Origin of the sequence: uncultured Fibrella sp. (genome assembly GCF_964250085.1) — a bacterium.
Lineage (GTDB): Bacteria > Bacteroidota > Bacteroidia > Cytophagales > Spirosomataceae > Fibrella.
Genome location: NZ_CAXUEC010000011.1, coordinates 79,373 through 106,270, shown reverse-complemented (window position 1 = coordinate 106,270; position 26,898 = coordinate 79,373). Strand labels below are relative to the sequence as shown.

General features: G+C 55.9%; 12 protein-coding genes. 1 reads left to right on the top strand and 11 read right to left on the bottom strand.

The features are described 5' to 3' along the window. Window positions 1-19: 19 nt before the first annotated feature. The 4 genes from ACFE8Q_RS26125 to ACFE8Q_RS26110 form a co-directional block, all read right to left on the bottom strand. Entirely contained in the window at window positions 20-1,909 is a 1,890-nt protein-coding gene (locus ACFE8Q_RS26125) for a DUF4962 domain-containing protein (protein WP_375448400.1), read from the bottom strand. A 28-nt stretch (window positions 1,910-1,937) separates the two neighbouring features. Then, window positions 1,938-3,581, bottom strand: a complete 1,644-nt coding sequence (locus tag ACFE8Q_RS26120; RefSeq protein ID WP_375448399.1) for a RagB/SusD family nutrient uptake outer membrane protein — start codon at window positions 3,579-3,581, stop codon at window positions 1,938-1,940. 36 nt (window positions 3,582-3,617) lie between these two features. Beyond that, window positions 3,618-6,755, bottom strand: a complete 3,138-nt coding sequence (locus tag ACFE8Q_RS26115) for a SusC/RagA family TonB-linked outer membrane protein (RefSeq protein WP_375448398.1) — start codon at window positions 6,753-6,755, stop codon at window positions 3,618-3,620. A 62-nt stretch (window positions 6,756-6,817) separates the two neighbouring features. Next, window positions 6,818-8,086 (bottom strand): glycoside hydrolase family 88 protein, encoded by a 1,269-nt coding sequence (locus tag ACFE8Q_RS26110; protein ID WP_375448397.1) that lies wholly within the window; start codon window positions 8,084-8,086, stop codon window positions 6,818-6,820. Between the two features lie 180 nt (window positions 8,087-8,266). Between ACFE8Q_RS26110 and ACFE8Q_RS26105 the strand changes: the two genes are divergently transcribed. Next, a complete protein-coding gene (locus tag ACFE8Q_RS26105) occupies window positions 8,267-12,478 on the top strand; it encodes a two-component regulator propeller domain-containing protein (RefSeq protein ID WP_375448396.1) in 4,212 nt (1,403 codons plus the stop codon). A 247-nt stretch (window positions 12,479-12,725) separates the two neighbouring features. Here the strand turns inward: ACFE8Q_RS26105 and ACFE8Q_RS26100 are convergent, their stop codons facing one another. The 7 genes from ACFE8Q_RS26100 to ACFE8Q_RS26070 all read right to left on the bottom strand — a co-directional run bounded on the left by ACFE8Q_RS26100 (window position 12,726) and on the right by ACFE8Q_RS26070 (window position 26,895). Then, window positions 12,726-14,072: an alpha/beta hydrolase family protein gene (locus tag ACFE8Q_RS26100; protein WP_375448395.1), complete on the bottom strand. Its 1,347-nt coding sequence runs from the start codon at window positions 14,070-14,072 to the stop codon at window positions 12,726-12,728. Window positions 14,073-14,119: 47 nt separating this feature from the next. Then, window positions 14,120-16,375 carry a GH92 family glycosyl hydrolase gene (locus ACFE8Q_RS26095; RefSeq protein WP_375448394.1) on the bottom strand — a complete coding sequence of 752 codons (2,256 nt, stop codon included), beginning with the start codon at window positions 16,373-16,375 and terminating at the stop codon, window positions 14,120-14,122. Window positions 16,376-16,379: 4 nt separating this feature from the next. Continuing rightward, the gene (locus ACFE8Q_RS26090) at window positions 16,380-18,056 is read right to left on the bottom strand and encodes a hypothetical protein (protein WP_375448393.1); all 1,677 of its coding nucleotides are present in this window, start codon (window positions 18,054-18,056) and stop codon (window positions 16,380-16,382) included. A gap of 83 nt (window positions 18,057-18,139) precedes the next feature. Beyond that, window positions 18,140-19,999 (bottom strand): hypothetical protein, encoded by a 1,860-nt coding sequence (locus ACFE8Q_RS26085; protein WP_375448392.1) that lies wholly within the window; start codon window positions 19,997-19,999, stop codon window positions 18,140-18,142. A gap of 3 nt (window positions 20,000-20,002) precedes the next feature. Then, window positions 20,003-22,633 carry a beta-L-arabinofuranosidase domain-containing protein gene (locus tag ACFE8Q_RS26080; RefSeq protein WP_375448391.1) on the bottom strand — a complete coding sequence of 877 codons (2,631 nt, stop codon included), beginning with the start codon at window positions 22,631-22,633 and terminating at the stop codon, window positions 20,003-20,005. Between the two features lie 267 nt (window positions 22,634-22,900). Next, complete coding sequence (locus ACFE8Q_RS26075) at window positions 22,901-24,853, bottom strand: glycoside hydrolase family 97 catalytic domain-containing protein (protein WP_375448390.1); 1,953 nt, start codon at window positions 24,851-24,853, stop codon at window positions 22,901-22,903. 137 nt (window positions 24,854-24,990) lie between these two features. Next, window positions 24,991-26,895: a RagB/SusD family nutrient uptake outer membrane protein gene (locus tag ACFE8Q_RS26070; protein WP_375448389.1), complete on the bottom strand. Its 1,905-nt coding sequence runs from the start codon at window positions 26,893-26,895 to the stop codon at window positions 24,991-24,993. Window positions 26,896-26,898 lie beyond the last annotated feature (3 nt).

The following is a 26,898-nucleotide window of genomic DNA, read 5'->3' as shown; positions in this document are numbered from 1 at the left end:
CGGTGGGTTTGGCCTGCCCTTACCAGCTATCTAGCGGGCGAAGCGTTTTAAGGGTGCTCCTGGCCCCGTTTGGCACAAACTCGATAGCCAGCGTACCGGTCGTAAAGCCAGGCAGGTGAACGCTCAACCGTTGAATGCCTTTGTTCTCGTTCTGTTTAGGCGGGTGCGGCGAGGTCGCCGACGGCTCGGCGTGACCAGCCCCAAAGCGGGCATTGGCCGGGCTGACAATCCGTGCTGTGAGGGTTTCGCCCTCCTGCGTCAGCGTCGCCGTGCGCCCGTCGGTGCTGAAGCTGATCTGGGCGGGCGTCTGCATAAACCAGTTTACGTCTGTTGGCTGATCGGCGGTAATTTCGTCCTGCACGACTACCGTTGCCAGGCGCGGCCGGGTGCGGTTCAGTAGCATCAGCCCGCGCCGGACGTGCTGCACAGAAGCGGAGCCAGTTGCGCCCCCGTAAGCCGGCGTGAGGTCGGCAATGGCGAAAGCACGGTCTGGTTTTGTATCGTACCGGGTGATTTTCGTTTCGGCTTTGGCGTACTGATCGGCTTTGGTCGAGGGGTTCAGCACGAGTGTGTTATGACCCTCGGCCCGCATCCGATAATAGGTCCATCGCTGGCCGTCCGGGGTAGTTTGAAAGTAATTAGGCAGGTTATAATTGTCGCCACCCAAGTCAACGGCCCAGCGGTAGCCGTTGGCATCCAGCACGAAACTGCCAATATCCAAGTTACTGTGGTTGACCGCGTTGCTGCCTGCTTTAATGCCTGTAAACACCGCCTTCGGGTCGGTCCAACTACTGCGCATGGTCATCACCTCCGCCGTGCGAAAATAGCGATCTAAGGGCAATGCCGGGGCCGTAGCGTCAACGGCCAATTGAGCCGGTGCCCAGATCAGGTCCATCGCCCGGTAGTCGGAGCGGTTTCGGTTGAAGGCCGTTAGCGTGGGCTGGTTGAACCGGCGGGCGAGCCAGAAAATGCTCGGCTCATGCGGAACCACGTCGTTGCCATCGGCATAATTGAAGGTCCGGTTCAGTGGCCCCATTGTATACTGCACGAACAACCCGGTCGGCTCAAATCCCGGTATCTTCGACAGCCCCGCGTCCCGACCCAAGGCTGACTCCATGCCCGCCAGAAAATTGATCGTATAGCGGGTAGCATAACCCCAGTAAGCCGGCCCTTCGTTCCAGGCTCCGTCGGAGGCATAATTTTTCATGGCAATGGGCAACAGTTTTACTACGTTTTCCAGCAGGGTTTCGCACAGTTTCGGCTCCTCATCGGCTACCGCCAGCGCACCTAAGCCAATGCCCCCGTTGCAGACCTGATTCCAGTTGTGTTCCACGGCGGGCCACCAACTGGTTTCTTTCGTGGCCCGACCTGTATAAGCCAGATACGCCCGCATCAGGCCATGTTCGACGATGGCTTCTTTCAGCACTTTGCGCTGCACTGGTGTCCAGTAATCGTACAGCCAGTCGTAGCTAAGCGCAAACGCGTGGGTCATTTCAGCCGTATCCAGAAAATGGCGCGGGTTCCAGTTGGGGAAACGGGCCACTGCTTCGAGTTCGGCGTAGAGCCGGTCGGCATAGCGTTTATCGCCCGTCAGTCGGTAGGCCATGCTCAGCGTCTGGGCGCGGTCGAGCACCCGACCGCTGGTGGCCAACAGTCGTAACCCGTCAGGAATAGAATAGGTGCTGACAGGGAGGGTGAGCATCCGGTCGGCCCGGACGCTCACCGAGTCGGCGCAGCGTTTGAGAAATGGGTCGCCGGGCAACCGCTCCCGGATCGAATCGAACGTCGCCAGACCTGTTACGTACAGGCGTGGATGGCCGGGACGCAACGTGGCCAGCAGGCTGTCCGGGGTCTGGCTAAAAAGCAGAAAAGGGTATAGACAGAACAGAAAAATGAATGCGTTTTTCATACAGTAATCGGTCGCCCGCGTGGATACGTTACCAGCCTTTGTTTTGTTTCAGGTTCTGGTTTAGGGCCAGTTCATTGATCGGAAATGGCCAGAGGTAATCCTTGTTCGGATCAAACTTACGCAGACTAGTATCCTGCAACAGCAGGTAGTTATCAGCCGTTGTTTTAACCGCTGTACTGGTGCCAAACTCGCTTTTGAAAAAATAATTGCCCAGCACCGCTTTGGGTAGTTCGATCTCGGCGGTTTTCCAGCGAATCAGATCCCAGTACCGGAATCCTTCCTGCGCCAGTTCCACGCGCCGTTCCCGGCGCAGTTCATCGCGCATCACCAGACTGTTGGCCGCAACAAACGCGTTCGAGAGTTTGGCCACGCCACCCCGAGCCCGCAGTCGGTTGACGGTTAGGTCAAGGTCGGCGTCACTGATGGTGTTGTTTAGTTCATACGTGGCTTCGGCATAGATCAGCAGCACCTCGGCGTAGCGCAGAATGGTCCGGTCGATGAGCGATGCCTGCGAAATCCAGTCGTCCACGTTCTGGTACTTGCGAAAGGCAAAGCCGGTTGGGGTCAGCCCCAGGTTCGGCAGCACAAACGGTGTGGTACCGGTCCAGAGGTCGCCCGCTTTTTCAAACGTGTCGCTCATCCGGCTGTCGCGTCCCGTAAACACCGCACTGATGCTGGCCGGAGCCGTGTACAGGGGTGATTTGGTAATAGGCAACCCGTCTTTCATCAGGTACGTATCGGCTAAGGCTTTGGTGGGGTTCAACGCTCCATTCTCAATATAGGTGCGGAAATAGCTATGGGTTAGCACCCGGTCGGCCGTCGACACGCCGTATTGCCGGACCAGTACGTTCTCCCGGTTGGCCCGCCCTTCGCCCGCCATCTGAAACAGGTTGAAATAGCTGCCGGTGTACAGATCGTGCTCCTTGCTATCCATAACAGCTTTGGCGGCTGCTACCGCAATGGTCAGGTGTTTGGTGGCGTCGCCGTACTGATGGAACTTGGACCGGGTACCTTCAAACAGAGCCACCCGCGCTTTGACCGCCAATGCGGCTACGTTGCTAACTCTACCGTAGTCGGCGGTGCCGAGGGCGGTGGGGGTGGGCAGTTTCGATGCGGCAAAATCGAGGTCCTGATACACCTGGTCTAGCACGGAGGCCCTCGGCGAGGGGGCGTTCTGCAATTCCGGCGAGGCATCGGTCAGCGTATTCAGGATCAGGGGCACGTCGCCGTACTTCTGCACCAGCGCAAAATAGGCCCAGGCCCGAAAAAACCGCGCTTCGGCGGAATAGCGGTCAATGACGGCGGGGAGCGTCGTGGCCAATGCACGCGGTGCTTTCTCCAGAATATTGTTGGCCGCCCGGATCAATCGGTACGGCGAATTATAGTCAGCCGCCGTGGCGGAGGGCAGTCGCGACCCGTCGCTGACGCCGTTGGATGACTTTCCGTAGGCATCGTCCGACCAGACGTCTTCGATGGAATACGTGACCCCGTCGATGTTACCGAAGCCGGGCAGGAACGTATAGAGGTAATTGGTCGCCGACCGCAGATCGGTTTCGGTCCGCCAGAAGGTTTCGTCGGCGATGGACGTTTCGGGCAGGCGCTCCACCTCGCAGGCGGTCAGCCCGGCCAGCAGCGCCAGCGTCAGCAGACCGTATTTCAAAAGGAATTTCATAAAGTATGGGGGTTGGGCCCTGGCGGGCCGGTTGGGTTAGAAGGACAGGTTCAGGCCCACCGCAGCGGTGGCGAAATAAGGATAATCGGCATCGATGTTGTCGCGGGCTTCGGGGTCGTAGTAGCCCTTGAACTTGCTCAGGCCCGAAATTGTCAGCAAATCCTGCCCGGTGAAATAAAACCGTGCCTGACTGACTTTAATCTTCTGGGTGAACGCCGACGGCAACGTGTAGCCGAACTGAATGTTCTTCAGCCGGGCATAACTGGCGTTCAGCGTCCACTTATCCGACGGGACGTAGTTGTGTGAACCGGCCTTGTAGGGGCGTGGGAACAGTGCATTCGGGTTGTCGGGCGTCCAGTAGTCACGGTGGATGGCAAGGGCCTGTTTGAAGCCCTGTAGCAGCGGCCCTATGGATTCAGGCGTTGGCAGGATATTCCGTTTGCCCACGCCCTGAATGAATACCGTCAGGTCGAAGCCTTTCCACTGCGCCCCCAGCGTAAACCCGAACTGGTAACGTGGCTGCGTGGTGCCTAGCATCACCAGATCGCCGTGATCAGCCACCGTGCCCTGCCCGACGGTGAGCCGGTTATCTCCGTTCAGGTCCACGTATTTCACGTCGCCCATGCCGGCGCGGTTGTCCTGAAATGACGACGATTTTACCTCGTCGGCAGAGGTAAAGTAGCCCGCCGTTTGGTAGCCCCAGATGGTGTTGACGGGAAAGCCTTCAACTAAGTTGTTGATGCCTGCCCCGATGGTATTCCGCCCGTTGAAGCTGTTGAGCCGGTTCTGATTGTCGAAGAAGTTAGCGGACATGTTGTACGAGAAGTTCTTGCCAATTCGGTCGCGGTATCGGATTTCAGCTTCCCAACCCCACGATTTGAGTTCGCCGTTATTTTTGCGGGCTGTTCCCACGCCAATCGTTCCCGGCAACTGCTGCGGGGTAAGCATGTTGGAGTTGTACTTCACGTAATAATCGCCACTGAACTGCAACTTGTTCTGGAAAAACCCGAAATCGATGCCGCCATTGGTCGTTTCAATGGTTTCCCACGACAGGGCCGTAGACGGAATTGTACCCTGGTAGATGTACGATGTCCGCGAATCGCCCAGCACCAGCGCAGAACCCCGTGTGAGCTGACTCAAGTAATCGTAGTTACCAATATTCGTACCAAGCGCACCGCCGAGCCGTCCCCACGAACCGCGCAGTTTAAACTCCGATACGAACGGCAGGGTGTTGGTAAACCAGGGTTCGAGGTGCATGTTCCAGCCCGCCGATGCTGAGGGGAATAGTTTCTTACGTAGTCCCGGTGCCAGCCGCGAACTTTCGTCCTGCCGCAGGGTGCCTTCAATCAGGTACTTGCCGGCGTAGTTATAGTTGAACCGGCCAAAAAACGACTGAAACGCCCGCGTACCCACCGACTCGTTGTTCGATTTGGTCTTGTCGTCGCCGAGGTTCAGCGTCGGCAAATCATTACTGACCAGGTTGAGCGCGGTGGTCGTCACCGATTGTTCGCGGTAGTCTTCCCATTGATACCCGGCCAGCACCCCAAACGTATGCTTGTCGCCAAGCTTGGTATCGTAGTTAATCAAACCCTGAATATTCGTGTTCCGGACCAGTTCGTTGGTGACCGCATACGAATTGTTGGTGTTGAGGTAGCTACTAATCCGGGTACGTTCCCAGAGCGGCACGGTGCGGTTGAATACCTGCCGACTGCCCGGCCGGTACTGTAGCCCGGCCACCGCCCGGATCGTCAGCCCTTTGACGAAATTGCCAATTGTACCGGTAAACGTACCGTCGAAATAGTTGCGGCTATACCGGTTATAGCCCCCGGATTCAACGGCCGCATACGTCGAGTTGGCGGCGGCGTAGCGGCCTTCGGGGGTAAAATACGGATTCCGTTCGCGGAGCCGGTAAATCTGGTAGATCAGGTTGTTGGAGCCGCTGGCATCTAGGGCGGTGCGGTTGGTTTGCTCCAGCGTGTAGGCCATCCGGGCATCCAGCCCTACATGCTTGGTCAGTTGCGACCCTAAGTTGATGCGGAAGTTATACCGGCTGAAATCGTCCGGCCCGACCTTGAATACGCCCTGCTTACCATAATAGCCACCCGAAATCAGGAAATTGAGTTTATCCGTGCCGCCCCGCGCCGACAGGTTATGGGTTTTCATGGACGAGTACTTACGAAGCAACTGGTCGGGCAATGATTTCTGGTTGTAGTAGGTATATCGGGTCGTGTCGGCAGGGTTAATGACGTATTCGATGCCGTCGGCCGCCCGCTGGAGATCAACGGCTGTGTATTCGTCGGGCTGTCCGGCGTTTTTGTTCGACAGGTTGCCCATTTGCATCTCTTCCAGCAGACCCATCCGCTCCGGCACGTTAATGGCCCAGTCGGTGCCGTATTGGGTCGAGTAGTTGAACTGCACCTTACCGGCTTTGCCTTTTTTAGTCGTGATCAGAATAACGCCCCCGGCAGCCTGGGCACCGTAGATGGCAGCCGCAGCGGCATCTTTCAACACGCTAATACTCTCCACGTCATTGGGGTTGAGCGTCGTCATGGTCGTAATCGGTACGCTTACCCCGTCCAGCACGACCAGCGGGTTCACATTGCCGTTGGCCGAGGTGACGCCCCGAATTTGTAGCGAAATGCCATCGGCTTCACTGCCGGGCTGGCCGCTGGTGCGAATCACGGTCAGGCCCGGCGACACGCCTTGCAAGGCGTTGGCGAGGTTCGACGACGGCCGGTTCTCGATCACCTTCGAGTCGATGGTCGATACGGCCCCCGTCAGGTTAATTTTTTTCTGGGTACCGTAACCCACCACGACCACTTCATCGAGTGATTTGTCGTCATTAACCAACTGAACATCAACCGTTGAACGGCCATTAGCTGGGACTTCCTGCCGGACGTAACCCACGAAACTGACGACCAGTACGGCCCGACCGTTGGGCACCACGATTCGGTACTTACCGCTGCCGTCGGTAGTCGTACCCCGCGAGGTACCCTTCAGTACGATGCTGACGCCGGGCAGCGCGTCGCCTTTTTCGTCAGTAACTACCCCCACTATGGGCTGATCGGTAGTTTGGGCTGAAGCGGACCGGCCGGTCGCGAGCGAAAGTAAGAACAGCCCCAGCAGACTAATGTGCCGCAGGGCGGTCAGGATTCGTAAACGTTTAGGAATCATACTAAATAAGGGATAATAGTGAAGAAATAAAGTAGAACATAACGGAAGTATGGGCTGATGGGTCAATAACGGCCGGGCCGCGCTTTGCCAAGGGCCGCGTAACGGAGCAGGGCTTCCAGAAAATAATAATCGGCATATACCAGCGGCACGTCTCTCTCAAATCCGTGCGGGATGCTGCCCACCGAGTGCTTGAGGATGAAATTGCCATTCTCGCCGGGATTAGCTCGGTAGTCAGGGCTGGCCAGCGACCGAAGCATAGTCACGGCCGCCAGGCGGTAGGTGGTCCCGGCCCGCCCTAAGTAGCCGCCCAGTTCAAGCAGCGCCGAGGCCGTGATGGCCGCAGCTGAGGCATCGCGCAGGGGAGCCGTCACCTCCGCCGTGTGCGCCTCTGGACCAGGGGTGAATCCCGGTTGATACAGGTTGAAGTCCCAATACGGAATCTTATCGGCGGGCATGTTTTTGTTGGTCAGGTAATAGTCGGCCATCCGGCGGGCCGCGTCCAGATAGACCGGATCGCGGGTTTCGCGGTACATCACCGTAAAGCCATAGATGCCCCAGGCTTGTCCACGTGACCAGGTGGAGTTATCGGCGTAGCCCTGCGCCGTTTCCCGCCCCAGTACCGCGCCAGTTTTATCGTCGTAACAAACTACATGGTAGCAGCTAAAATCGGGTCTGATCTGGTTCTTAAGCACCGTGTTGGCGTGGGTCACGGCAATCTGCCGGAACGACAAATCGCCGGTGGCGCGGCTGGCAAAAAACAGCAGTTCCAGATTCATCATGTTGTCAATGATGACCGGGAAGGTATACGTCGGCTGCCCGTGCCAGGACACAAACTTGTCCCACGATTTGATGCTACCCGTAACCGAACTAAACCGGGTGGCGAGCGATTTAGCCGACTGCACCAATACGGCTTTATAGGCCGGGTTACCCGTCAGCCGGTAGGCGTTGCCATAGCTACAGTACATCATAAAACCGAGGTCGTGGTTGCCGGTGAACATTTGCACGGGGGCTAATTTTTCGGTCCATTGAATGGCGGCCTGCCGGAGCGTTTCGTCGTGGCTGGCTTCGTAGGCATACCAGAGGTTACCGGCAAAAAAGCCCGACGTCCAGTCGTACATGGAGGTGGATTTGAGTTTACCGGACGCATCAATTGTCTTGGGGAAGGTCGTGCCGGATGCCTGCCGCAGCATATTTTTGAGCAGTGCGTTGGCGTGGGCCATGTTTTCGCTCACAAACGCTGAATCGGCCGGGCTAAAGCTGAGCAGGGCCGTCAGACCAGTGAGCATCAGGTACAGGACCGGGCGGATAGACAAACGAATAGAATTGCGCATTGCATGGCGATTTAGTGGATTCAGGAGTTGGTTACTGGTATTGGGTACGTGGCTAACTGTAGCAGCGAAAGTAGCGGGCCGGGCGGGTGAGATGGGGGTAAAATCGTCTCGAAATAGGGGGTATTTTAGGTTTTCTGTAACTTTAACCCTGTTTTACGGCCCGACCAAGGCTATTTGTCTATGAAACGTACACCGTTTGTCGGCTTACTTCTCATCTGTTTGTGGCAAACCGGTTGCTGGCTCCTGCTGACGCCGGGGTTGGCATTGGGGCAATCAATGGCCTTCGAGCACCTGACAACCGAGAATGGGCTGTCGCAGAATACCGTGCTGGCCATCACCCGCGACAGCCGGGGATTCATGTGGTTCGGCACTCAGATGGGACTAAGCCGCTACGATGGATACCGATTCCGTCCCTACAAAACAAACCCTGCCGATACCACCAGCCTGCCCGGCAACTACATTACCGCTCTGCTGACCGACCGGCACCACATGCTCTGGATCGGTTCACAAGACGGCCTGAGCCGCTATAACCCTAATACTGATGCGTTCGAACGCATCCCGGCGCGAGCCGACGCGGAGCGGCCGGGGCGGGTGGGCGGGTTAAGCAACGGTCACATCAATTGTCTGTACGAAGACCCATCCGGGACGCTCTGGGTCGGCACCGCCAATGGCCTGAACCGGCTCACTAGCCGACAACGGCCCCGATTCAGCACTTGGCTGACCAATGCAGGCCCGGGCCGGGCAGCCAGCAACATCCGCACCCTCTGCCACACGGCCGACGGTGCGCTCTGGGCAGGCACCGCCGACGGACTACTACGCCTGACCCCTAAAGCCGGGGGCGGCTACACCGTTCAGACGTTCCGGCACGACCCCGCTCAACGAAACAGTTTAAGCGATAATTACGTGACTTCCTTAGCCATTGACGGGCAGCAGTACCTTTGGGTAGGCACCCTCAACGGCGGACTGAACCGCTACGACCCGGCTACCGGCACCTTCGCCCGGTTTATGCCCACCGGTACCTACCCGACGGGGCTGGCCCACCGGTTTATCCGGCAGATTAAAACGGACCGACAGGGGCGGCTCTGGGTCGGTACGCTGGAAGGACTAAGCCTGTATGACCCTGTAAAACAAGCGTTTATATCGTACCGACACGAGGCATCCCAGCCCAAAAGTCTCAGCCGCAACTCCATTCACAGCCTGTTTATGGACCGGCAGGGCCTTATCTGGGTCGGTACGTACTACGGCGGTGTTAACGTGAGTTACCCGCACCGCACCGAGTTTACTGTGTATCGTAACCGGACCGACCGCAATAGCCTGAGCGACGACGTAGTCAGTTCGATTACCGAGGGGCGCTCCGACGAGGGTGAAAAAACGCTCTGGATCGGAACGGAAGGAGGCGGTTTAAACCGGCTCAATCGGAAAACCGGCCAGTTTACGGTATATAAACATGATCCCACTAACTCCACCAGTATAGGCTCTAACCTGGTGAAAGTTGTCTACCGTGACCGGCGGGGTACCATCTGGGCGGGTACGCACGGCGGTGGATTGAGCTGGCTTAACCCTGACGGACAGACATTTGGCCGGTTTTTATTCAATGAAGCCGATGCCAGATCGCTAAACGCCGAGGTGCTCTCGCTGCTGGAAACCCGCAGCGGCCGGTTTTGGATTGGGACACAGTCCGGCCTACAGGTGTTCCGCAGTACGCAGGTTCCCTTAATAGCCTACCCATCGGAAGTTGTGGCGCAAGTCGGCACGACACAGACGAAGGCCTTACTGGAGACTACGGACTCGACTATCTGGATCGGTACGCGGGCCGGGCTGCACGTAGATGGCCCACGGGCGGTGGTCCCATCCCGGCTCATCGCGCAAAGTCCGCTTCGATCGGCCAACATCAACTGCCTGTGGCAGGACCGGCGCGGACGGGTCTGGATCGGCACGGCCTACCACGGTGTCAGCGTATACGATCCCCGCACCCAAACCATTCAAACGTTTACAACCGCTAATGGCCTGCCCGATAACGACGTAGCGGGTGTGCTGGACGATGATACCGGTGCCCTCTGGATCAGTACGGCCAATGGTCTCTCCCGATTCGATGCCGCCGGCGATCCGGTGGTGGGCCGAACGTTCATCAACTACAGCGGTAGTGACGGGCTGGCCAGTAACGGATTCAACTACAACGCCACCTGCAAAACCAGTACGGGTGAATTATTTTTCGGCTCTTTTCAGGGCATCACAGCGTTTTATCCCCATCAGATCAGCATCAGCCACGAGCAACTACCGGTCGTGTTTACGGATCTGCATCTCTTCAACAAACCGGTTGGCATCAACGGTGCTGACCGGGTGTTGCAACAGGCTATCAGCCAGACCCCATCGCTTACGCTTCGGCACGACCAAAACGTTTTCAGTCTTGATTTTGCCCTGCTCAACTTCGTTAAGCCCGGCAAAAACCGCTACGCCTGGCGGTTGGATGGCTTCGACCAGGAGTGGACCTACAGTGCAACCCCCTCGGCCACATACATGAATCTGCCCGCCGGACCGTACACGTTCCGGCTCAAGGGGGCCAGTAACGACGGCGTATGGAGCCAGCCCATTCAGCTACCGATCCGGGTATTGCCGCCCATCTGGCAAACGGCCTGGGCGTATCTGCTTTATGCCGCGCTGGTGGCCGGAGCCATCTTTTTCGTCATTCGCTTCGTTGTCCTGCGTGCGTTGCTTCGGCGCGACCATGAGCTGCACCAACTGAAACTGAATTTCTTTACCAACATCTCCCACGAAATTCGCACCCACCTGACCCTGATTGCCGGGCCGGTCGAACGGCTGCGACTGGCCCGGCGTGGCGACCCGTTGGTGCAGCAGCAACTTGGCTACGTGCAAACCGATGCCGACCGCCTGCTTCGGTTAGTAACCGAACTAATGGATTTCCGCCGGGCCGAAAGCAACCATTTACCGCTCCGCGTGGCCGGGCACGACTTGGTTGGGTTCCTCAACGAGATTTACCTGTTTTTTCAGGAAACGGCCCGCGCTAAACACATTACGGTCAGCTTCCACCCCGAAGCCGACTCGCTGACGGCCTGGTTTGACCGGGATCAGTTGGAAAAGGTGTTGTTTAATCTCCTCTCCAATGCGGTTAAGTTTACCCCACGCGACGGACAAATTACCCTGACCGTTGGCCGGCAGGTCGACACAATCTACATCCGGGTTATCGACAACGGGCCGGGCATTGCTCCGCAGTACCTGCCCAACCTGTTCAGCAATTACTTTCAGGTAAATGATCAGGGCGTTCAGAATACGGGCTACGGCATTGGGCTTGCCTTGTCCAAAGCGATTGTCGAACTGCACAAAGGCAGCCTGACGGTTAAGAGTGAAGTGGCGCCCGGCATTGATTCGCCCAACCGAACCTGTTTCACTGTTGCCTTGCGAATCGGGCATAGTCATTTGGCGCAGTACCTCGCGCCACCCATCGCCCCCGGGAGGGAGGTGTTAGGGCAGGTCAGGGTTAAAGTAACCGACTCACCATCAACGGCTTTAAGCGAGCCAATGCCGGAAACCAGTTTCGCACCGCTTGTCGCGCCGATACCCGAATCGATACCGATCGGGGCTGACGGTGACGCTGTTCCGCCTATATCGCCGGTGTATACTATCCTGCTGGTCGAAGATAATCCGGCCGTGCGGGTGTTCATCCGGGACACGCTGTCGGGGCGGTATTCGCTTACCGAATGCGCAACGGGGAAGGCGGGTTGGGAAGCAGCCATCGAACAGATACCGGACCTTATCATCAGCGATGTAACGATGCCGGAGATGGATGGGCTGATCCTATGCAACCACTTGAAAACCGACGAACGGACCAGTCACATCCCGGTTATTCTGCTCACGGCCCGCACCACCATCGACAATCAGGTGAGCGGGCTGGCACTGGGTGCTGATTGCTATTTGACCAAGCCATTCAGTGTGCAGGTGCTGGAACTGCACGTCCGCAACCTGCTGGCCACCCGTGAGCAGATGCGGCAGCGATTTAGCCGAAACATCCTGCTCCAGCCCCAGAATATCCTCGTTAGTTCCGTTGACGAGCAGTTTCTGGCAAAAGTGACGCAGTGCCTGGAAGTTCATCTCGACAACGCTGATCTGGACGTGGATTGCTTAGCGAAAGAAGTGGGCATGAGCCGGGCAGTGCTGTACAAAAAGCTGAAAGCCCTGACCGATATGTCGGTTAACGAATTTATAAAATCGTTCCGGTTACAACGGTCGGCTCAACTGCTGGAGCAAAAGAAATTAACGGTCTACGAAGTGGCCTACGCAGTTGGGTTTACGGACCGTAAATATTTCAGCAAAGAGTTCAAGAAGCAGTTTGGCAAAACCCCTACTGAGTTTACGGAACTAAGCTTAACTCCCTGACTCTTTTATTAAACCAACCATTAGATGCCGTTTCGGTATTGAATCACCTATGAAAATTTCATCAAGTATATATTCCAAAATGAATCATTAAGTGTGTCTGAATAAACACTTATTACAGTAGTACTGCAAGTTGAAGCGGCGGTACTGGGGTGGGTATTTCTTGAGCATCGGGTATGGAGCCTAGACGGGTCCGGCCGAGCGGTGTTGGCAACATCACTGATGAGGTGTTTCAAGCATATCTGGATCATCACAATGACCCGTTCCGAAAGGCGTTGACACAATGTATATCCGTTCCCGTGCTTACCTGACGGTCGTCGGTTACGGTGACATACCAGTGTAGGGTGGTGCCAGCCGCCGGGTTGGGTAGTGTAGCCCGATACTGATTCAGTCCTGTCGCGGTAGGGACGACTGGTTGCCAGACGTGCGTTGGCCACGCACCCCCCGATGTTGTGTACCAGACATTTGCTTCCCGCAGCGGTAGGCGTCCTATCACCTCAAACGCAATGACGGGAGCACTACTCTGTGCGTTTGGTGCTATTTTTTTGAGACTAATCCGGGGTAGGGCTTCACCTTTTTGGCGCAGGTAGTAGTCAAAAAAAGCCAATTCAGTGGCTTCCGGGTCGGGGGTGTTCGACAGGCTATGGTCGTTGTTGGGCGAGAATAGGATGTACTTCAGCCTTTTAAGCTGAGCGAACGTAGCCGCTACGGCGGGTGGGTGAAAATAGGTGTCGTTGGCGGCGGCCATGAAATAGAACGGGGACTTAATCTGGCTCGCATACCGGCCCGCATCCAGTGACGAAAGCCAGGCCCGGCGGGCGGGTTCGGCCAACTTATCGACGATGGTTTTGAAATACGACGATAGATCATAGAACCCCGATCCGTAAACGGCAAACCCGGCTTTTACTTGTCTGCCCAGCAGGGCCGTGGTCATCACCGTCGCGTAGCCACCCCAGGACAGCCCCCGAATGCCCACTGCATTGGGGTCAACAAAAGACTGACTTTTGAGCAGGTAAAACGACTGAACAGCCGTGATGATGCCTTCATATATATTACTGGCCCTAACCGTTGGCAACACCAGAAAATGATCCTGCCCATAGGGGTGTTCGGCCCATTTACCCGAAGAGCCGTTGCCTTTCCGGGATGCCCACTCCGGCGAGGTGATGCCGGGTAGATCGGGGATGAGCGTAGCGTATCCCCGGCGGGCAAACCGCAGGCCAAGCTGGTAATAATCATCCGCCGTTTGGGTGCCACCATGTAGCATTAGCAGGGCAGGCACGCGGTGCTTGTTTTTAGGATAGATCAGGTACGCGAAAATCCGATTTGTTCGGGCGGAATCGATGACTGACTCGAACCGAATCCTGGTAACCACGATATCTCCATCTTCCAGCGTCGTGCTCAGCGTGTCGAGGATGCGGGGTGGCTTCCGGTTACTCACTGCTGCGCGGAAGATGTTGTCGACGGTTAGGTCAGGTACGTAGTGAGACGTAACCGCCCCAGCTGATGGCGTCCTTTGGGCCTGAAGCTGGACGACCGTACCTACCAGTAAAAAAACAGTCATCCCGGCAAAGAGCCAGCAAAAGAATTGGTTCTTCATAAGTGGTAGCGTTTTGGTGAGTGAGCTGAGATACACGCCAGCCTAAACTAATGGCTGTCGATGGGAAGGGCCGACGGGGGCGCATCGGGTAAGGCTGCCCCCCAGGTTGTCTTGGCTTTATCGCCCATGACGAGTACGATGTTACCGCCCTTTTCCAGCTCGGCGTGGCTGAACCAGGGTTTACTCCAGGGTCTGCCATTCAGCGTTGCCGACTGAATGTACTTGTTTGTCGCCGAGCACCCCTTCGCTTCGATAGTGAATGTACGCCCGTTGCCCAACTGGATAGTAGCGCGGGGAAACAACGGACTGCCCAGCACATAGGCCGGTGAACCGGGAGTGACCGGGTAAAAACCTAAGGCTGAGAACACCACGAAAGCGGTGGTGCCACCGCCATCCTCGTCGCCTGGTATGCCCATCAGGTCGTTTCGAAACCAGTACGTAAGCAGTTGCCTGATGCGTTTTTGCGTTTTCCAAGGCTGGCCGACGTAACAGTACAGGTACGGAATGTGCAGCGAGGGTTCGTTAGCCATCGAAAACTGGCCAACATTGCCCGTATGGTCGGGGAGTTGGGCATAAAACTCGTACTTGCTCGTGCCCAGCGGCTCGCGGAAGGTAGCATCCAGATTGGCAGCGAACTGGGCCGGGCCACCCATCAACTGCACCAGGTCGGCCACATTGTGCTGTACATCCCACCGGTACACCCAGCCGTTGTTCTCGTCGTAATACTCCCTGGCACCCATCCCGCCTGAGAAGCGGTAATCAAACGGTTCGATAAACGTACCGTCGGCGGCTTTGGGGTGAAAAAAGTGGGTAACCGTGTTGAACAGCTTACGGTAATTGTAGGCCATTTTTAGGAAACGGTCGTGTTCGTCGGGTTTATTCAGAAACTTAGCCAACTGCGACAAACACCAGTCGTCATAAGATTTGGCGAGTGTGACGGGAACAGGTTGCCTTTTTTCCCACGAATCAACTCCAGCCACGGTTTCTTTTTCGTGCGCCTTCAGGGCGGGGAAATACCCCTTATCCTGATAGAATGTATCGAGTGGCGTAAGGGGTGCTTTGGTCCAGGGGAGCAGCGACTTCTGGGTCAACGCTCTTTTGGCCGCTTGGTAAGCCGCGTCGAGGTCGAAACCGCGCAGCCCTTTGGCGTAAGCATCCAGCAAAACGGCCACCCCATGATTGCCGTTCATACTGTGGCTATCGCCTTTGATGGTCGGGAACGTGGGGAGCCATCCCTCCGGCGACTGCTGCGCCATGCGGATGTATGACCGGATTGCGTTCCGTTCCACCTCCGGGTCAATCAGGAGGCGCAGCGGGTGCGCGGCCCGGTAAGTATCCCACACCCAGTCATCGGTATAGGCCGTTTCTCCGCTGTCGGCATGTACCTGATTATCGAACGGGCTGTAATAGCGGCCATCTTCGCTGATGGCGACCATGCGCTCATAGGTGCGGTAGAGCGACGTGTAAAAAATGGTGCGGTCGTTCAGTGACCCGCCTGTCACCCTGATTTTGTCCAGGGCCTTGTTCCAGATGGCGCGGCCTCGCCCGGCTACCACGTCCACGTCGTAGGTGTTCAGTTCGCGCCGGAGGTTCTTTTTGGCCTGCTCCACGCTGATGAACGAGATACCGTACCGAAGCCGAATGGTACTGGCTCTGCCGAAGTTCAGCACCAGCGCGGTGGCCGGTTTGGTCGCAGGCCCGCCGGTTTCGTTTGCCAGGCCTTCCACGGATACTGGTTTCTGCGCCGTTTCGAGGTACAGGTACAGCTTCGCCGGGCTATCGTCAATTGACTGAACCCCCGATACACCATCTCCATCAACTTGTAGACTGCCCGTTTCCGTGCTGACTATGACTTGGTTATTGCCTGGTTTGTCGAATCGCAATGCATATACGCCCGCCTGGTGCGATGGAGCAAAATCAACCGCGATTTGTACCTCGTCCAGGTACGTTCTGAATCGGTATGGCGTAATTTTTTCCTGGTCGAAGGAGTAGTTAATCACCGATGGTGGCACCGTGCCCGTGCGCTGCACCGGGCTGATAGCGAACGCCGGACTGCCCCGGTGGGTGGTCATCGCTACGGGCAGTCCGTGAATCTGATCGGTCGTGAAATCGCTGCGGTCAGGGTACACACGTAGCATACTGTTGGGCAGGTGTACTGTGGGGAACGTTGGCACCAGCAACTGACTAATGGTACCGATGTACGGGTTTACGAGGTCCACGGGTTGCGGCTGGGCAAAAGCAACGTCGGCATACACACATCCTAGTAGCAGGGTCGTTCGGATAAATAGTCGAAAAAAAGTCATACGGTTAGGGTTTAACGGGTTTGTATACCACGCCCGCCCGGTCAAAACGCGGGCCTTTATACTGCTGAACGCCGATGGCAAACGGAGGCTGTCCGTACTCGAGGGCACCCAAATCCGGAGCCACCCCACTAAACCCGTCTGTCAGGCCCGGCACCGCTATGCCCGCGTCGATGGCCGGGCTATCTGGTTGCAGGGCGTAGTGCGTCAGTTCATCTAAAGGGCCGGTTAGGGTCAGTTTCGGGTTGGCAACAACTGGTCTTTCACCACGGGGACTGATGTTGTAAAACAGATTCGTGTCGATAACGCCGTTCACCGCGCTTGAATCGCCCAGCACGTCACCGCGTGGGTTGGCCGAATAGAAAATGTTGTTTTTAAACGTCGAATTACTATTTCCAGCCTTTTTGGTACGTACCTCGAACAATTTGCCGGTGGTGTACAGATCGATCACCGTGTTGTTTTGAAATTGATAGCCATCGAATCCGGCTCCGTAGTAGAAAAACGCTAGGTCTTCCCGCCCAAAAGCCGCGTAGAACACGTTATGGTGAATTTTAGAGTCAGTATTGCGGCCCTCTACCCAGTTAGAGAGGGGGTAATAGCCACTGATGATGAGGTTGTGGTGAATGTCGAAATGGTCGAGGTTCGTTTCCACGAAGTAAGCGTACTTGTTCAGCGTCCCGTCGGGCTTGCGGAAGTCGGCGATGTTGTTGTAGATCTCATAACGGGTGTTCTGCCCTTTTTCCCACGACACAATCGAAACCCCGTTGTTGATCCAGTTGTGGTGGATTTTGGCGCGGCATTCGATGTCCGAGTTGAACTCGATGCTGAACGTGGGTACTTTGCTGTCGGGCTGACCGGGCACGCCCCACGAGCCAACCTCGCCCACGTTGATGACGTTGTTGTAGATATTGATGTTGTTATTAACCGTTTTGGTCTGCCACTGGTCCTTCTTCGACCACATATTTTCCTGGTCTTTGCTGGCCATCTTGATGCCATACGAATGCGTGTCGCTTTCGTCGATCAGGTTGTCGTGGATGAACAGGTCATCGACCCGGTGGAACTGCACGGCTCCGTAGTCTTGGTTGAAGTTACCGAAGCTGTTATTTTTGAATTTGGAGTGGCGGAGCGTGACGTTTTTGCCTTCGTGCAGCCACCAGCCGCACACCCCGAAATCGTGCGCGTAGATGCCGTCGAAGACCATATTCTCTCCGTAGATTATGAGAATCGGCGCAACGGTTTTCTTGCCCATGCCATCGAACCCAATGCCCTGAATACGCTGATTTTTGCCGTTGAAGAACAGCGTGGCCGTTTGCGTCACCTGCGGGTCGACCACGGGTACGCCCTGCCAGTCGGCCCCTTTTTTGGCGGTCGTCTGAATGTCGAAGTAGTTTTCGCAACGTACCTGGGTTTGGTCGTAGCCCGCCCCTACCAGGTTTATACCTGATGGCACGAGGAGTTGCTTTTTGACCGAAAACACCCCCGGTCCGAGGTACAGCGTGTGGTTCTGGTCAGCGGGGATCGCAGCCAATGCCTTGGCGAGGGTGGCGTAGGGTTTGCGGTTGCTGCCGTTGCCGGTCTGGTCATTGCCCGAAACCGACACAAAATAATCCGTTGCCTGCGCTACGGGCAACCTAAACAGCATACCCGTTAGCAGCAGTATTGAACACGTATCTGACTTTCTCAAGAGGTAAAGTTTTATAGGGATGTAAATGGCTACTTTGGTAATGCGTATGCAGTAGGCGAGATTAAACGGGCTACGGTTCATTGTTACATGGGTTTCGGTACCACAGCATACACCACCATGCCTCCGGCCTCAACCGGCCAGTGTCGCCCGTTACGGATAGGAATGGGGAGCGGCTGTCCGAGGTAGTCATACAAAGCCAGCGGTTTGTGGGGCAGCAGAAAGCGGGTTTGGTGCGCCAACGAATCGGTATCTAACTTCCCGGCACTGGTATACAGAATCAGCAACCGGTCGCGTAGCCCATCGAACTGCAATGCATACGCCGACGTATGTTGGGTGGTTAGCCGACCCAGGTACGCTCGGTTTTGAGTATGCATTTTCAGCGTTTGAATGGCGGTGTACGACGGACGTCTGGTGAGCGTTTTTGGCGGTTCGTTATGCTGGGTGATGATCCCGTAGTTCGATTCGTTATCAGTGGGGTCGTTTTTAGGGTCGGTAAAAAATTCGTACTTCATCGAGACGGGAAAGCCCGCCAGCCAGTTGGCCAGCACCGCCCGCACGTCGATGCGGGCCTGCCACTGCTGAGCTGCCACGGTATGGCCGTTCCCGTAGTTGGAGCTGGCCGCACCGTATTCGGTGGCCCATTCGGGAAAACCACCGGGCCGGTGCTTCCTGAGCAGCCAGCGCAGGCAAAGCAAATCCTCTGAGAGTGATTCGGGGCTACCCATGCGGTAGGGGTGAATCCCCACCCCATCCACCCGCCGTAATGCCCCCATCACCCCCAGCGAGTCGATAAATCGCCAGTCGATTCCCGCCGTGCCGCCTGTAATGACCCGCGCCTGGGGGTTTGCGGCCTTTAGCGAATCGACCGCCGGAGACAGCAGCCGCGCAAACTGGGCTGCATCGGGGCCGGGTTGCCAGGTGTATTTCAGGTTCGGCTCGTTCCAAACTTCAAAGTCAACCGGACGATGACGAAAGTGCCGGGCCGCTGCCCCACAAAATCGGGCAAACGCCCTGATTTGCGCGTCGGTGAGGGGCGGGCTGCCTTTGGGCGTGTAGAGGGGGTTGCTGTATGTCAGGATAAACAGGGTACGGATGCCCTTCGTCTCCACACTCTTTGCCACGGTATCGAACAGCGCGAAATTGTACACGCCCGGCTTTGTTTCGATCTTATGCCAGAGTAAATCGGCCCGGACGCGCTGGTAACCAGCTTCGCGCAGCAGGTCCGGGCGGCTGGCATCGCCGTGTTCAAAGTGGGTACACACGCCGGTGCCTTTCCACAAGTCACTGGTAACTGTGAGCTTGACGGGTCTGGTGATGAGTTGCAGTCGTTCGTCGGTGTCAGTCACCCATTCCAGATTATCGAACAGCAATTCGCCTTTGGGTTGGGGAAACCAGCGCAGAGCCGGATACCAGGGGTCCATGCGCGGCTCCGCTACGACGATCAACCGCTTGATAGTAGCCGGATCGACTAAACGTTTCAGCGAACCAGCCGCCGAATCGGGCAGGCTATTGAACAGCAGCGTCCGGCTAAACCAGGATCCTTCATTCAGGTCAGTCAGCGAGCGGGTCAGGCGGTACTCGAACGAGCGATTCTGAGCATCCACTAGCCGAAGCCAGAGCGTTGACGCACTGGAGCACTTTGCCCGCAACCGGATACCGACGGCGTTGGCCGGTACGTTGTCAACCAACCGCTGCGCGCCCACCCAGTTACCCCCCTTCGTCACATCCCAACCCAGACGGGCGTGGTAGCCCGGCGCACTTTTCCTGAAATCCAGCGTACCCGTCGCTCCGCTGTCGCTCACTAGTGACCAAACCCGGTGAGTTAGGGGCTGGTCGAAGCTGTCGAGAAGGGAAGTTGGGACTTTCCAGGGATGAAAACCCCATCCAATTCCCCCCATAAAGGTGAAGAGAAAGTAAATTACCTGCTGCTGTTTCACGAACATCGCTTAGTTTGATTTTCTCAACCATACCGTCAGGTCTGCTCCGGTCTGGCCTGCTTCGGCATACGGTACTGCTATTAGTTCGATTGGTTTACCACCCACTTGACCCTGTACCTTATATAGCTGTGTGCCAACCCAGCCTTTGGGTAGTTGCGCGGGCAATTGAGCGACAACCTCCGCCGACTCAAGCGTAACGTCGCGTAAGTCAGTTAACGTAGGATTGAGCGACTGGTCGATAGCAAGCACCTGTGGCCCGTTTTTCAGCGCGACCAATCCGGGATAGCTTGCTCCTCCGTCGAGCAGTTGCGGATTAAGATCGAACGTCACCTCAATCACCGTGTTGGGTTCCCATAGCTGCTCCAGAGTCAGATACTGGCCCGGAACGGCTATTCCGGGCATCTCGGTCAGGCTTTTGCCCTTCACCGTGGCCCGGAAGTTCCGCGCCCAGGCCGGTACGCGCAGTGCCAGTTTGAAACTGGACGTTCGGGCCGGTTTTAGTAGAATAGTAGCCCGCCCTTCGGCGGGAAATCGAGAGGAGATGACCATGTCCAAGGGGACTTTATTTCCATTCCTCGTTACCACGGTGTCCTGCATCTGCCCGGCTGAGTAAATATTGATCGTCAGGCCATTGTCCCGGTTTTTAGTGTAAACAAATTCGGGCGTAATGGCAAAGCCGCGAGGTACGCTTGCCAAACAGCAGTGCGCGAAAATGGTACACCGGTAAGGCTTTTTGCCGGACAAAGCCGTGTAGTAGCTCACGCAGCCCGTCTGCGGATTTTCGGCGGCAAACAGGTGGTTATACACGGTCTTCTCGATCTCATCCATGTATTTACCCTCGCCCGTAAGCGCATACAGCAACTGATTGAACTGGAGCCATGTAGTCGTCACGCAGCCTTCGCCCATGCTATCTTTATTCTCGGCGGGCAGCACCCCGTCGGGCTGAAACAATTCATGCGAACTGGCCGTACCGGTAATGTATAGTTTGTAGGCGACAATATCCTGCCAGGCCTTTTCGGTGGCCGCAAGCAGATTCGCTTCGCCGGTCAATTGATAGAGTTTGACGATGCCAACCAGGTTTGAGAGCATTTCGTACGCTTTACCGTTGGCAGTTTTGTCCACTCTCCCCAGTGTGTTCAGCGTCGAGATGAGTTTCGGTCCTTTGGGCGATTCGTAGGCCTGAAGAATGTAGCGGCAGAAATCCAGGTATTTTTTCTCGCCTGTGTAGCGGTAAAGCTCGGTCATGGGTTCGAGCACACTGGCCGACGCCATGCCGACGTGTTCGCCTGTTTCCACAATGTTCAACTGCCCCGGTCCGATACCAAACGTGCGGATGAGCAAGTCGCCCACGCGTTTCGACGTTTCCAGCGCGGGTTGATGGCCCGTAGCAGCGTAATAGCTCAATAATCCCAGCATATCGTACTTATGCGCCCATACATCCCAGGCGGTCCAGTAATCTTTTGGCGCATATGTACCTAGATAACCGTTTTCCAACTGCGTCCCGATTAGTATGTCCACAACCCGGTCCATCTGAGTTTTAAGCCGTGCACTGTGCGAATAGCGCCATACCCGACTGGCCGCGTGGAGGTACTTACCAGGGTATTCGCCCACCCAGGTTTGTTTGCCGGGGCGGTTGTAAAACCCTTCCAGAATCCCCTGTTCGTCGATATTCAGCAACCGCTGGTACAGGTTGGCATCGAGTCGTTGCTGCAAAAAGCCGCTGAACTGAATATGCTCTAATGGAAAGGCTTCAGTTTTGGCGGGTACTTGCTGGGCCACCACCGGGTAAGTCAGGTGTTCGCCGGTACGGGGTTTGGCGTGGTAGGCAATCAGCGTACTATAGCTGACCGAATCGGTGTCTGTTTTGAATACGTAGTCAGCCCGGTAGGCGCCTTCTCCGCCCAGTTTTAACTCGTAGAAGTACGTTTGCTTTGCTTTCCTGCCAATATACATCGGTTGTGTTTTTTGAAACACAAGGGCCTTCGTGTAGGTATTGACTACTCTTGTGCGCAGGATGCCAGTCAGGGCTTCGACGGGGGCCGCAAGGCGAAATTGTACGGATTTAGCCACCATCGTTTTGTCGAAACCACTGAGAATAGTGGGGGGTTGGTGGGATTCCAGGGTGAGCATGGTTGACAGTTTGGGCGAGCCACCCAGAACGTAAGGCCCCGACATCATACCACCGTAACCGGCTCCATCGTCGACCCGGACGGCCAGCACATTTTCTGCATCCCACCGAATTTGATCGTAGGAAATGATGTATTCCCTTGCTTCATTATAGCCTGTTGTGCGCCCAATTTCCCGCCCGTTCAGGTACGTTCGGTCGTTATCATCAATTTTGCCCAACGCCAGCCGGAGACCCTGTATCGGCGGGTTTCTTTCCCGAAGCGACGACGGTATCACCACCCGCAGCCGATACCAAGCAATGCCATTGTAGTCAGCAAGCCCCTGCGTTTCCCAGTTTGTGCCGACCTTCACCGGCTTCCAGGCGTTGTTGCCCATCGCCTGGCTTTCGTAAACTGACTGGTCGCCGACCTGAATTTCCCAGCCATTCGCCAGATCGAGAACTTTTGCAGACTGACCGTAACCGACCAAAACGGTCGACAGGGCCACAATCAATAAGATAAGTTTACCGTACATAAGGGGAGGTATTTAGTGGCGTGGCCAGGAAAGACAGGCAGTTCTTTCGCCAGTGGTCCAAGGCCAACCGGTATTCGGAGAATGGCCGTATGGTGTTGGTACGCATCGCCTTGTCCCAGAGGTAAACGGGCTGATTAGGTTGCAGGGCCAGCTGCTCCAAAAATAACCCGGGTAGCCTGACGGCGGCACCAGCCCGACGGCCGACCAACAACCTAAGACAGACCAAGAGTAAATCTAGCGTAGTGGCCAATGTGGTGCAGCTATGTATCATTCGTCGATTAGAGCCACAAACCCACCAGCGGGCAGTACGCTTACGGGCAGCGCATCGCCGCCGTTGATGATTATGTTGCGTTCCAAAAACTGAGTGACCTGCCCGCCATCGGCAATCAGCTTTACGTGGTAATTTCTGCCTTTCAGCAGGAAATTCAGCGGTAGCGACCAGTTTTTGCGGGTCTTTTCCCCGTTGATACCGCCTAGGTACCACCGTTTTCCTGACCGGCGGGCTACTACAACTTCTTTTCCTGGGTAGCCCGCTATGTACTTTGTTTCGTCCCAAACGGTGGGAACCTGTTTGATGAATGCCTGTACGTAGCTGGGCAAGGCTTGGTACACCGCCGGAAAATCGATCAGATGCACTACCCCTGACTCGAAGACCACCAGCAGGGCCAGTTCATTCGCGTAGGTAGTCTGATGCGGGTATTTCTTGTTCGTGAAACCGGTCGGTGTGTAGTCCATCGGCCCGGCTATATTGCGCGTAAATGGCTGAATGGTATTGTGCCAAACCGCTATTTCCGGATACGTCTTGCGGAACATATAGTTCTCTTCACCCGCAATAGCCTCAATCCCGACGAGGTTAGGCCAGGTACGTTGCCAGCCGCGCGGAAACGTGCAGCCGTGGAAATTAACCATGATGTGGCATTCTGCCGCACTAGCCAGAATGTCGATATATTGCTGAATGATGAGCTGTTTGTCGGACTGGAAGAAGTCGATTTTTACGCCTTTTACCCCCAATTTTTGCAGTCGGGCAAACTCCGCCCGTCGTTTGGAACTATCCCACATCCGGTCGCGGGGGGCCTCGGTTACCGCATTATGCGGCCCGCCGGAGTTATACCAGAGCCAGATACCAACGCCTTTCTGGTTGGCATACCTGATAAGTTGCTCCGCAGTGCCTCCCTGCATGAAATTCCAGTTGGCATCGACCAGAAAGTAAGGGAGCTTCCACTCGGCGGCAAAATCAACGAAGGGAATCAGACTGGCGTAGTTTTTGGGACTGGCTGGGTCGGCCCACCAGCTCCAGCCTACCAGTCCGGGCTTAATCCAGCTTACATCGGTCAGTTTAGCCGGTTCGCTAAGGTGCGTAATCAGATTCGATTCGACCAGCGTAGCCAGGCTTTTGCCAACGGCAATCACGCGCCAGGGCGTGGCCCAGGGCAGCTTTTGGCTTTGCGGATTGGCTTGTCCGGTCCCCTGCCCCTCATCGGCTCCCGGAAACCGCACCGTATAGAGGCCATTTGGCGCGTTTCGGGCCAGCCGTGTGGCGGGGTAGGTGCCATCAAGCCCGGCTTCGGAAATAAACAGCCAGGCTGAAGGCGTTTTAAACAAGCCACCGAAACACCAGCCTTCTGGCTCAGGAGCAGATTCGCCAACCGGGCGGTTGTTGGTGTAGTAACGTTCATAACCGGGTGAATATAGGCTTATACTATCATAGGGCTGAATCCAGCTTCGGCTGCCGGTGGGTAGATTAAAGCCTGTTTTTTCGCCGGTCAGTTCGTAGGTTCCGGTGGCTGATTCGGGGAACCGATAGCGAAAGGCCACGCCATCATCGTAGGCGCGGAGCACAACCTGAACCGATTGCTTTTTTTCATTCTGAAACGTCAGCGTCTGCTCATTGGCGTGGTTACGGGTTTGCCGTTGTTTGCCGGTTGTCAGTATGTAGGACTCGTTGATAATAAGGGGCGCATCCGCCGACACGAAGGCCAACTCATCCGAAAACAGGCCATCACGCCGATCAAGACCCATTGGCGATTCGGCCAGCACCGTTGAGTCGCCGAGCTGCACGGTATAGCTAAGCTGTCCAGTTCTCCGGGCAACGGTCAGCGTCAGCTTTTTATCGGGGGAACTAACCGACCATTGGTCTACAGACCGTTGGCAACCGAATAGTAGACAACTAAACAGCAGTAGGATGAATGCATATAGAACACTATACTGTATACGGATCATCGTTAGAAAATGGGATTACTTACAGGGTTGCTTTATGAACAGCCGATGTTCGACTGTTCACTTTTAAAAAATTAGTAAGGCAAACCCGGCTGAATCAACCGGGTCTGTCGACTATCAAACCTATGATTAAAAGGTGATTACCAGCCCGGGTTCTGAAGTAATGTCGGGGTGCGCTGCAACTCGCTCTGCATGATCGGAAACAGGTAATGCCGGGGGGCAACGAAGACCCGATTCTCGACGTAAAACCGCTTCATCTTGTACGTTTTGGTGCCGATCACGATTTTTCCGTTGGGATCTTCTACCGGTCTCATGCCGTTGATCATCCGTTGCGCTTTAGGATAGGGCCAGTATTTCTGTGACCGTTCGTCGTTGGTGTTTCCGGCGGCCTGCCAGGCTTGTTCTTTGGCCAGCTCGATGGTCGAACTGGGTTCCAGATACAGGCGGCTGGCCCAGATGCGGTTGTTTTCGTAGAACAGTTCAACCCGCCGTTCGCGCTTGATATAGCCGTCCATCAATTGCTTGTTTCCAGTGGCTTCGGGGGCAATGGGGGCCATAAAGGAGCGTTTCCGAACCGTATTGAGCAAGTCCGCAATCTCGGCGTTGGGCCCAGTCGTTTCGTTCACCGCTTCCGCGTAGATGAAGATAAATTCGGGCAATCGCCAAACAGGTGGGGCATTAATAATGAAATAGTTATCTCGGTTCCATGATTCCCGAAGGAGTTTGCGCAGAAAGTATCCCGTGGTAGTCGAGTTACTGGCTCCAACTTTATCGGCCCCCTCCGCCGTGTTGATCACCTGCCCTTTAAACGTGGCGCCGTGATACACCACATCGCGGTAGAAACGGGGGTCACGCCTCACGCTTTCGTAGGGATTTTCGTCATCGTAGCCATCATTTTTGGCCCGGCTGTGGCTAATTGGGTAGCCGAAGCCGTTGGGCGCAATGTACTCGTATTCGTCTACTTGTTCCTGCACGGGCATTTGTCGCGAACTGCCGCCCCAGCTTGGCGGGTAAATGTCGCCTTGCCAGTAGCAGTCTTTATCCCTTGTGACAAAGAACACGCCTTCTTTCTGGTAGGCATCGGTACTGTAGTACATATCCCAGAGCCGGGCGTACACCTTCGATTTGTTATTATCGTTGCCGCCATCATCCTTGAAATCGGTGGCATCATGGCCGGTATACAAGCTGTAGCGCGGGGCGCCCCCGTCTATTTTGAAATCGATGACTGCTTTGGCCACGTCGCGGGCTGCCGTCCAGCGGGACTGATTATAGGCATAGTCGGACTTAAACTGCCGGGTATCGCCGGGCAACGTGCCGCCGTTCCAGAGCGGGGTAGCGGCCATCCAGCGTACCATGGCTTTCAGCCCCAGGGTTGCACCTCGGTCCACCCGCCCAAAGTCGGTGCCATTCCACTGGGTCGGTACCCGGGCATAGGCCGAGTCGCAGTCGCGTGCAATTTTGTCGACAATAGCATGAAACGACTCTTTTTTAAAATCGAGCGGGTCGGTTGCGCTGATCACGCGGTCTACATAAACCGCCTCGCCATACATGCGGGCTACAAGGTAGTGCAGGTACGCCCGCATGAAATATACTTCGCCAATCCGTCGGCTCAGATCCCCTTTACGAAGTGGATTGTCGGGGGTTCTGTATTTTTTAACTCCTTCCAGAAAGACATTGGTCTGCCTGATTTTTTCGTAGAGGCCGTTCCAATATTGTCCCTCGTCGCTGCGATCGGGCAGGCCGTTCGGTCCCCAGTCGCCGGAATTGAATTTATTGGTAATGCCGCCCTCGACGTTGGTGCCTTCACATTCGTCTGTCACGCCGGCCGAAGAGAAGTGGACAAAATACACCAGCGGCCGGTTGGCTCGTTTTACCTGGTCGTAGATATCAGTAACCAACTGATTTGCTTTAACATAGCGGGTAAATACCTGCTCGGCATCAATCTGGTCGTCGGGCCGACGGTCGAGAAAATCATCTTTGCAGGCCACTATCAGTGCGGCCGTGGTAAGCAGCAAGGAAAGAGAGAAAATAGGATTACGTTTCATAGG